Annotated in this window: 5 protein-coding genes; 3 read left to right on the plus strand and 2 right to left on the minus strand. The window is 44.7% G+C overall.

The window, feature by feature from the left end:
• Nucleotides 1-202 precede the first annotated feature (202 nt).
• A complete protein-coding gene (locus H8S63_RS18415; RefSeq protein WP_186927596.1) occupies nucleotides 203-4,495 on the minus strand; it encodes a two-component regulator propeller domain-containing protein in 4,293 nt (1,430 codons plus the stop codon).
• A gap of 80 nt (nucleotides 4,496-4,575) precedes the next feature.
• Nucleotides 4,576-6,477, minus strand: coding sequence for a rhamnogalacturonan lyase (locus H8S63_RS18420; RefSeq protein WP_186927597.1), 1,902 nt, complete (start codon nucleotides 6,475-6,477; stop codon nucleotides 4,576-4,578).
• A 228-nt stretch (nucleotides 6,478-6,705) separates the two neighbouring features.
• On the opposite strand from H8S63_RS18420, the gene H8S63_RS18425 reads away from it, so the two are divergent.
• Genes H8S63_RS18425 through H8S63_RS18435 form a run of 3 tightly spaced genes read left to right on the plus strand, consistent with a single transcriptional unit; the run spans nucleotide 6,706 to nucleotide 10,222 of the window.
• Entirely contained in the window at nucleotides 6,706-8,175 is a 1,470-nt protein-coding gene (locus tag H8S63_RS18425; protein ID WP_186927598.1) for a glycoside hydrolase family 28 protein, read from the plus strand.
• A 45-nt stretch (nucleotides 8,176-8,220) separates the two neighbouring features.
• Entirely contained in the window at nucleotides 8,221-9,771 is a 1,551-nt protein-coding gene (locus H8S63_RS18430; protein ID WP_186927599.1) for a rhamnogalacturonan lyase domain-containing protein, read from the plus strand.
• 22 nt (nucleotides 9,772-9,793) lie between these two features.
• Nucleotides 9,794-10,222 carry a hypothetical protein gene (locus tag H8S63_RS18435; RefSeq protein ID WP_022276118.1) on the plus strand — a complete coding sequence of 143 codons (429 nt, stop codon included), beginning with the start codon at nucleotides 9,794-9,796 and terminating at the stop codon, nucleotides 10,220-10,222.
• Nucleotides 10,223-10,561: the final 339 nt, after the last annotated feature.

The raw sequence follows: 10,561 nt of genomic DNA on the forward strand, positions 1-10,561 counted from the left end.
GATCAATTAAAATGTTTTGCTGCAAAGGAAGCGCATTAATGGAAAATACGCCTATACTCCCGTACGGAAAGGATGTAAATTTTATCTTTTGATGAAAAAACAGTAATGGAGATTTGTACGCAAATCCGTAAGATAGTACACTGGGGCTTCTTCTCACCACAGATTAACACAGATAATAGATCTTGATTATTAATGCATTAAATTAATCTGTGTTAATCTGTGGTGAACTCGAACCATGCTGTCCTTTATTCTTCTGATAAATCGAAGGAGCGATTCCAAATTGGTTCTTGAAACATTTACTGAAATAATAAGGATCATTGATACCCACTTTATAGGAAATCTCGGCAACGGTCAGGTCTTCGGTCAATAACAATTCCGCTGCTTTCTTCATACGGATAACACGTAAGTATTCATTCGGAGAGTATCCTGTCACTCCACGTACTTTCTTATAGAATACGGTACGTCCCAATCCCATAAGGTTGGCATAGTCGTCTACCGAGAATTCGGCTTCTACCATGTGCTCGTTCAGTATTTCGTTCAGCTTTGCCAGGAACTTGCTGTCTTTGTTGTTGGTGCAGATTGCTGAATGGACGATTCCCGGTTCATTGGAGAACTTCTCACGGAGTTTGTCCCGTTGCTCTATCAGTCTGGATACTCTGGCGAGCAGCAAAGATACACTGAATGGTTTGGTGATATAGGCATCCGCTCCGGCCTCTATACCTTCCAGGTATTTTTCATCCATATTAAGGGCAGTCAGCAGGATGATGGGGATATGACTTGTTGCGAACTCATTCTTTAGTTTCTTAGTCACTTCAAATCCGGTCATTCCCGGCATTAACACATCACAGATAATCAAATCGGCGTCATAGGTCTGTGCGCGTTCAAAGCCACTGATCCCGTCCGCTTCGGCCACCACTTCGAAGTATTGACCGATTTCCTCTTTTAAGAATTCACGGACATCGTTGTCGTCTTCTATGATTAATACTTTCCGTTTATTCAATGGAACGGAAGGTGCTGCCGGTTCTTCTGTCTTGTCACTCGCAATAAATTCTTTATGGCGTTGTTCTTCTTCCTCAATCAGTATTTGGTTAGGGATGAGGAAGTCTTTTTCCTCGTAAACGTCGGCATTTGCCGGTAGTTCTACGGTGAAGATAGAGCCGCCTCCTTCATTTTCCTTATAAGAAATCGTTCCTTTATGTATATTGACCAGACCATAGGTGAGGTGAAGCCCTACACCTACGCTGCTGTGTGAGAAGCTGCTTTGCATGAAGCGGTTGAACAATTCGTTTCTTTTTTCTTTCGGGATGCCTACTCCTGTGTCCGTCACTTGGATACAAAGTTGTTGCTTTTGTTCCGAAATGTCTACCTTGAATATGATTTTCCCATTGGACGGAGTGTATTTGAATGCATTTGAAAGTAGATTGTAAATCACCTTGTCGAGATTTCCTTTATCGACAGGCATTTTGTAAGAGGTATGTGATGGCTCGAAGCGGAAATCCATGTTTTTGGATTCGCTTACATCCTTGAAACTTAGGAATATCTCATAGCAGAAAGCGATAATGTCCGTTTCTTCTAATGAAAGGGCAAGTTTATTCTTCTGCATCTTCCGGAATTCCAGCAATTGGTTGATAAGCCGCAACATCCGCTTGGTACTCTTATCCATGATTTTTAGGGAATGTTGCATATCTCTGGAATGGTTTCCCATATTGACGATTCTTTCCAAAGCTCCTTGAATCAGGGTTAATGGAGTGCGGAACTCATGAGATATATTGGTGAAGAATTCCAGTTTGTATTCCGTCAACTGGTTTTCTACTGCGATGCGGTTGCGCAATGCGTTGAAATTCCGGATGATATGGAAACTGAAATAACCGGCTACTGCGATTAACAGGGCATATAACAGGTAAGCCCAAGTCGTTTTCCAGAACGGAGGGGCTATCACAATCTCCATCACATTCTCTTCTCCCCAGATACCTGCGGCGTTACAAGCTTTCACGTGGAGTTTGTACTTACCTGGAGGCAAGTTCCGGTAAGTGGCGAAGTTCAGGCTGGAAGGCGAACTCCATTCCGTGTCATAAGGGGGCAGGCAATAGGAATACTTGGATACCCCATTCAGATAGTTGAATGTAGAGAAGGAGATGACAAATGATTGTTGATAATATTTCAAGTTCAGCTCGTTGATGTATGGCATTGCTTCCTGCAAAGGAGAATCTTCTACACCGGGAAGCATATTGGCTCCGTTGATCTGAAGTCCGGTAAAGACTACGGAAGTCGGTTTGTCCAGATTCTCTATTTTGTCGGCATTCAATACAACTAAGCCATAGTTGGTACCGAACAGTAGTTTGCCGTCGTTGCTTACACAAGCAGTGTTCTCACTATATACATTTCCCAAAGTGTAGGAAGAGAAAAAATAATTCTCAATTTGCTTGGTTGCAGGAGTGAAGCGTGAAATGCCATATTCGGTAGCTATCCACATCTTATTATCCTTATCCTGAACAATGGACTGCACTACGGCATTGGACAACCCGTCTTTGATGTCGTAACAGTTGAAGGTCAGATGCTGATAATCGCCTTCCGGATGGCAGACGGCAAATCCGGCTCCGGCGGTTCCGATCCACATATTGCCTTCATGGTCATTCATCAGGCAACGTATCTCATTGTTGGGGAATGTGCCGTTGACATGATTGTATATGATATAATTCTCGGGCGAAGCGATGAGGGAATCCGGATGGAAGATATAAATACCGTTATTGGTGCCTACCCACATCCGTCCGTTCTTGTCTTCTTCGATGACACGGATACGTTTCTCTCCATAGTTGTCCTGCAAGAAGTGCCGGAATTGATAGCCGTCCTTCGTCTTTACGGCTAAGTTCAGTCCTCCGCCGAACGTTCCCAGCCACATTCGGCCTTTCCGGTCACGGTAGATGGAGAACACTTGGTCGTTGGAGAGCGAATTGGGATCTTTGCTGTTGTTCTTGTACCATTTGTCCGCTCCGATACGAAGACCGGTTCCTCTCATACCCAGCCATAGGTTACCTTCCGAGTCCTCGTTCATACTGTACACATTGTGGGTGAAATCCTCGCGGCGTATTGTCTTGGTCAGACCGGGGTCGTATTCGTACAGGCTGCCCATGCGGTTTGCCATATAGATATTTCCGTTTCGGTTTTGGAAAAGCATACGGATGGTATTGGAGCGGTCGGAACTGTTCTCGCCGCTGGGATGGAGACGTTGTGTGCCTTTGTTCAGAATCTCCAGATGAGATAAACCGGAAAATTCGGAGCTTACCCAGATACCGCCGGAACGGTCTTCCATTACATATTGGAGATAATTAGAGTTAATATGGCTGGATTGGCCGATGTCAAAGGTGAAATGCTGCAGGTCTCCCGTAGCCAGCTCGTATGCGTAAAGTCCGTTTCCGTAAGTTGTAATCCAGATGATATCCCGTGAATCGTGTACGATACTATATCGCTCCACATCTATATAGCCGATATGTTCGGAAGAAAGGAACTGAAAAGGTTTGATATTGCCCGTTGTAACGTTGACGTACCATAAATGTCCGGTATAGTTGTGCACCCATACATTCTTTTTATTGTCTTTGGTGACCGCACCGTTTTTGATATTCAGGTCGGAGTAGCGGGAAAGTTTTCCGGTAGGGATATCCAGCAGATAACTGCCGTTGGCGGTAAACAATACCCATTTGTCTGCCAGGAGGAAGTTGCCCGTGACACGACTGTTGTCGTCAAAGCTTGCGGCAAGTGAACCTACTTTTTCCAGTTTGCCGGTAGAGTAGGTGTGACGGTAGATTTCATTCTTGTCGGTGATGATGCAGGTATATTGCTCATAAGCGATGATATGTTCCCAACTTTGGCTCTGCGGGTCTAGATTGTCAGTTTGCCCGTTCCGGTATTTCAATAGCCCTTTACGGGTTCCGATCCAGACTTCTCCTTTGGCGCTTTCCAATACAAACTGCACTCTGTCGGAAGGTAGATTTCCCAACTCTTTCTTATAAGTCTGTGACGAGAACTTCCCATCCTGATAAACGATTCTCCTGCATCCGTTTTGATTATGCCATAGCCAGACGGAATTATCGGAGGTAATGAAGAATTTAGAATAGTTTTCTTTATATTCGTTGCATCCGGTGAAATCCACAAAACGGCCGTGACGCAGGTCATAACAACTGATAAAAGAGGACATCGTTGAAATCCATAGGAAGCCGTTCGGATCTTCTTCTATACTCCGGATGCGTGAATCGGCCAGTGAAAGCGGATTGTGGATGTCAGGGTAGATGTTGACAAAAGAATTGCCGTCATAATAACTTAATCCGTTGAGCGTACCCAGCCAGATAAACCCCTTACTGTCTTGCGACATATACCGGATGGAGTTATTGGCTAATCCGTCTCCGGTAGTCAGTTTATTGGAACGTACCTCTACGGAGGCGAATGCCGGGTACAAGTAGAATAACAGGAGGGAGAATATAAGTAACGTATTCTTCTTCATAGTGAATTTATGTGTTTTATCTAAGGGCAAAGATAGTTATTTCTTTGGATTCCGTATAAATTTGCCCTTAGTATAACATTTCACTTGAACTGATATCCTCTGAAAGTCCCTTTCTTCTTAGTAAGATCCGGACCGAAATAGAATCCCGGTTGCGTTGGTTGGTTGTAGCCTACATTCTGGGTTGCGATACTGATTCTGTATATAGGATCTTCCAGGAAGGTATGGAAGCGGTATTCAGTAGGAATAGTCGATACATACAGGCGCAGGGAACAGTTGTCTTCCGAGCGTAACAGCACTTCTTCACGCCAGTCACCCACGATGTCACCTTGCAGACAGGGTACGGCTTTCGTTCCGTTATTGGAGAGAGCCCCTTCGAATGTTACGATTCTGTTTACCTTTTGTGCTTTCCAATCATACTTGCTGATAATGTTCTTATCCAATAACTCGCGTAGCAAGTCACCATCCCACCACACAGCCATGTTGGTGGGCAATCCTTTTATCCTGCCTGCAATAGCTTCTCCTTTTGCATTGCGCATTCCTGCTTCCCACGACCACATTTCCACTCCGGGCTGGGTCGGGTCGATGTCGGCTGCCATACAGCGGCCTACATCCTTGTTGCTTTTCACTTGGAGAATGATCTCTCCCGTTGCCGCGTCGCGATAAGTACTGCCGTCACGTTTGTTCTCATGACAGTCCCACACTTGCAGTCCCTTGCGTGAAGGGTCAAAATGGGTAAGATGGATAGCGTCTCCGTGTCCCATCTTGGTAGAGTAGAGTCCTTTGCCATTATGGTCGATGGCGCAAGAACCGTAAATAATTTCATCGCAACCGTCACCGTCCACATCTCCTACACGCAGGTTGTGATTCCCTTGTCCGGCATAATCTTCGCAACCGGGGTCATTACTATCGAATACCCAGTGTTTTTTCAGCTCTTTCCCGTTCCAGCCGAAGGCAGCCAGGACGGTGCGGGTGTAATACCCCCGGCACATCACTACACTTGGATGAATTCCATCCAGATAGGCTACACAAGCCAGAAAACGGTCGCTGCGGTTGGCACGTTCATCTCCCCAATCGGAAGGATCACCGCGCTGAGGGATATAGTCAATCGTGTGCAATGCTTCTCCCGTCAGTCCGGAAAATACGGTTAAATACTCCTTGCCTTTCCATACCCGTCCTTGATTGACAATCGCGTTTCTTTTCTTGCTGAAAGTACCGGGTTCACGATAATCGGCTTGAGTGTTCCCTATGACATTCCCTTTTGCGTCAACACTTCCGTCTGCTGTGCGCGTCACGACTTCCGCTTTCCCGTCACCGTCCAGGTCATATACCATAAATTGTGTATAGTGTGCCCCTGCCCGTATATTTTTACCTAGATTAATGCGCCATAACTGTTCACCGTTCAGCCGGTAACAATCGATAAGCACTTCTCCGGTATATCCGTCATGCGAATTATCCCGTGAATTGCTTGGATCCCATTTCAAGATGATTTCATATTCTCCGTCACCGTCCACATCACCGATGGAAGCGTCGTTGGGACTATACGTATAGCTGTCTCCTGCGGGAGTTACTCCGCCTTCCGGTCTTTTCAATGGTATTTGCAGATAGCCGAGAGGAGAGTTCTCTGGTAAGGTATACTTGCCACCCGTATGGTGGGTCTCTTTGCCTTTTATCACAGGGCGTACTTCATAAACTGCCGCTGCCGGACTTCCGTTCTTGTCGCGAAACATCGTACCGGTGATAACGGGTTGGTCATTCAGTTTCTTGCCGTCCCGGTAAACATTGAATCCGGTTTTTATCGGGTCGGAAGATAAATATCTCCAGGAGACGACAACTTCCGAAGGGTTCTCACGGATAGCGATTACTCCGCGTCCGAGCTTCTCCCGTTGGAGTTTGGAATAGTTGTAATTGGGTTGTGCCATTACAGTCGGTATAGTAACCAATGTAAGCATACATAACAGTAACCAGCTTGTACTTCTTTTCATGTCACTCTATTATTTTGAGTATTAGATAATTCTTTTTATTTCATGTGGCAAATTTAGTCCTTTTTTGAATGCCTGTACATGGAAATATGTACAAAGACAATATAGAATTGTCCACCTGTGTATATAGGATTATCCATTCCATATAAATTTCTATCTTTTATGTACATTCGTCTATTTCGCCTTCTATGGAATGCGGTAATTTTGCAATGTGAATAAAAAGGAGTGAATATGAAGTATCTTTTATCTATTGTACTATTGACATTGATTGGCTTTACGAGTCCGGAAAGAACCATTACCGTTTCCGCGCATGACTGGGGGAATGTCCCTGTACAACCCGATTTGTCGTGGGCGGAACAGGTAGGTGCGCAACGGGTTCCTAAGTCCGACTGTATCCATGCAACGGACTTCGGACTGAAAAGTGATACTTCCGTTCTTAGTACCCGTTTTATTCAATCGGCTATTGACGCTTGCCATGAAAAGGGGGGAGGGACGGTTATCATTCCTTCGGGCGTTTACCGTATAGGCGCCTTATTCATTAAAAGCGGAGTGAACCTTCATCTGAGCAAAGGCACAACGTTGATAGCAAGTGAGGATATCCGTGACTATCCGGAATTTCCTTCGCGTATTGCCGGCATTGAAATGACATGGCCTTCGGCCGTTGTCAATATCATGGATGCGGAGAATGCTGCGTTGACAGGCGAAGGATTCATTGATTGCCGTGGAAAGGTGTTTTGGGATAAATATTGGGAGATGCGCAAGGAATATGAGAAGAAGAAACTCCGTTGGATTGTGGATTACGACTGCAAACGGGTGCGGGGAATCCTTGTCTCAAACAGCAAACATATCACTTTAAAAGATTTCACCCTTGTACGTACCGGTTTTTGGGCTTGCCAGATTTTGTATTCCGATCATTGTTCGGTGGATGGCGTTACCATTAATAATAATGTGGGAGGACACGGACCGAGTACGGACGGAATTGATATAGACTCTTCGACCAATATTCTGGTTGAGAACTGTGAGGTGGATTGCAATGACGATAATATCTGTATCAAAGCGGGCCGCGATGCGGATGGGCTACGCGTGAACCGACCGACAGAGAATGTGGTAATCCGTAACTGTACCGCACGCAAAGGGGCGGGATTGGTGACGTGCGGCAGTGAGACTTCCGGTTCTATCCGTAATGTGCTTGCCTACGATCTGAAAGCTTACGGCACGGGAGCGGCGTTGCGTCTGAAATCATCCATGAATCGTGGAGGAACGGTGGAGAATATTTATATGACCCGTGTGAAGGCTGATAGCGTAAAGTATGTATTGGCTGTGGGGTTGAACTGGAATCCCAAATACAGTTACTCCGCTTTGCCCGAAGAATATAAGGGGAAAAAGATTCCGTCACACTGGGTTACCATGCTGACTCCCGTCGAACCGAAGGAGAAAGGATATCCTTATTTCCGTAATGTGTATTTCTCGAATATACAGGCCGACAGGGCAAAACGTTTTATCACAGCTTCCGGATGGAATGAGGAGCTCCGCATTGAAAACTTCTACCTGTCTAATATTAATGCGAGTGTGGAGTCTGCCGGAAAAATCGCTTATAGCAAGAACTTCCGGTTGAAGGATATTCATCTGACAGTGGAAGATAAGACTAAAGTGCAGGAAGAGGATAATATAGACAGTCGGATTGAGATAGATTATAAATGATTTTTCCTTTTGCAATAATACCTTATATATATTGATATGAATACCATGAAACGCTTTTACTTTTTTCTTTCTTTTATAGGGATGTGTCTTTGTCTTCCGGCAACAAATTATTTTGTGGCTACGAATGGTAGCGATACCAACAGTGGAACAATAGAGAAACCTTTTGCCACTTTGAGGAAAGCACAATCGAAAGTGGTTGCCGGAGATACTGTTTATATCCGCCGGGGAACATACAAGATAACGGAGTCTGAGGTGATGGAACACCATACGGCGGGGAGTACTACCTGGAGCCGTGTCTTTAAAATGGATAAAAGCGGGACGGGGAAGGATAAGCGGATCTGCTATTCCGGCTATAAGAACGAACGTCCGGTATTTGACCTTTCGGAAGTAAAGCCCGTCAATGAACGGGTTATTGTGTTTTATGTAAGCGGTTCGTATCTGCACTTCAGAAATATGGAAGTAGTGGGCACGCAAGTGACAATCACAGAACATACACAGTCCGAATGTTTCCGCAATGAAGGAGGCAGTAACAATATCTATGAGCATTTGTCTATGCACGATGGCATGGCTATCGGCTTTTATATAGTGACGGGCAAAGATAATCTGGTGCTGAATTGCGATGCATACAATAATTATGATCCTGTATCCGATAGCGGAAGCGGAGGAAATGTGGACGGCTTCGGAGGTCATCTGACTTCGGAAGCCTATACGGGTAATGTGTTTCGGGGATGTCGTGCCTGGTACAATAGCGACGATGGCTTCGATTTAATTAATTGCAAGGCGGCTTTTACCATTGATAATTGCTGGTCTTTTCTGAATGGATATACGAAGGAGGGGGATAAGGCCGGAGATGGAACCGGATTTAAATCGGGAGGTTATGGCATGAGTGATAATCCAAAGGTGCCGAAGGTGATTCCGATGCATATCGTTCAGTATTGTCTGGCTTATAAGAATAAAAACAAAGGGTTCTATGCCAATCATCATCTGGGAGGGATTGCCTGGTATAATAACACGGGCTACCGTAACCCGTCCAATTTCTGTATGTTGAACAGGAAAAGTGCATCCGAAAAAGTAGATGTGCCGGGTTATGGTCATATTATAAAGAATAACATATCTTATATGCCTCGAAGCGCGGGCAAACACTTGATAGACGTGGATGAAACACTGTGCGAGATTGTGAATAACTCTTTTGCTCCCGAAAGTTATGAACTGACTTCTGCCGACTTTATAAGTCTTGAAGATACGGAACTGATGAATCCGCGTCAGGCGGACGGAACTTTGCCGGATATTGGCTTTCTGAAAATAACGGCAAGCAGCATGCTTTATGGCAAAGGCATGGGATATGAGGCCGGAGGGCAAGTTCCTGTTCCCGATGAGGATCGATTCGGTTGGCTGGAGGCTGCCGCTATCGCAGTGGAAGATAATATGGCAAGTGTGGTAGGACCGGATGCAGAGTTGTTTACCAGTTTTTTTGTGAACAACAATCGCGTATCGTTTACAGAAAGAAAAGTTGACCTTTCTTCCTATCAGGGACTTGTAATGTTGGAAGCGAGGGCTGCCAACGGTACTATTGTCCGGTTAAAAGTAAACAAATAATAACCTTGAAGATATTATTGATATGAGAAAACATCACATAATAACAAGAATCTTTTTAGCTACGGGAGTACTGTTCTGTCTCTTTCTCACTGCTTGCGGTAATGATAATGGCATGGATGACATAAATCCTGATATGTCTTCGGAGCAAACGCCTCATTTCTTGTGGGACACGAAAATCCTTTTGGAAGAACCGAACGGTTGGGGTTTGCTGGTACAGCCAGGTTCCGTTGCAATAACCAATCTTACAGAGGGTAAACAATACAGATTGCTATGGCAGGGAGATTGGTCTACGGGAAAGAAGGCTACTCCTGTTTTGAGAATTGTGGAAAAAGGGAAACAGACTGAAATCATAGCTTTAAAACAATTGGAAGTGTCTGTGATAAAGGACGGACACTATTCTCTCACGTTCGGTAGTGATGATAGAGAGGGGGAGTTGGTGCTCGCTAAGTGAGAGGTTGCATTAGCCTTAATTTCTTTTATCATGGTTCTCGATCCATATACCAGAGCTTCCATGCTTAATCTGGATATTCGTCAAGAAGTGAAGATTGTGAAAGATCCGATAGTAGATTAGGTGGCGGATGCCTGTAGGTAATACGTAAAGGCTACGTGCCTGTTAGTAAGAACATACGTGCTTAGTATGTAAAACGTCTGAGAATCGTAAAGGCTCACATTACAGGGCAGACGCATTAAAAATTATTTTCCTGTAAAAGTTGTGATAAATATTTTTCATCCCATCCGGCTTTTAGTCTTTTCAGATTCATGCTTCCTTTTGTTGTTTTCTCATTCTTTA

The organism is Bacteroides sp. NSJ-39 (assembly GCF_014287315.1).
Taxonomy (GTDB): Bacteria; Bacteroidota; Bacteroidia; order Bacteroidales; family Bacteroidaceae; genus Bacteroides; species Bacteroides finegoldii.

What these genes read in the sequence shown, in the direction of transcription:
- H8S63_RS18435 (WP_022276118.1), top strand. Translation starts at nt 9,794, where the DNA reads ATGAGAAAACATCACATAATAACAAGAATCTTTTTAGCTACGGGAGTA.
- H8S63_RS18430 (WP_186927599.1), top strand. Translation starts at nt 8,221, where the DNA reads ATGAAACGCTTTTACTTTTTTCTTTCTTTTATAGGGATGTGTCTTTGT.
- H8S63_RS18420 (WP_186927597.1), bottom strand. Translation starts at nt 6,477, where the DNA reads ATGAAAAGAAGTACAAGCTGGTTACTGTTATGTATGCTTACATTGGTT.
- H8S63_RS18425 (WP_186927598.1), top strand. Translation starts at nt 6,706, where the DNA reads ATGAAGTATCTTTTATCTATTGTACTATTGACATTGATTGGCTTTACG.
- H8S63_RS18415 (WP_186927596.1), bottom strand. Translation starts at nt 4,495, where the DNA reads ATGAAGAAGAATACGTTACTTATATTCTCCCTCCTGTTATTCTACTTG.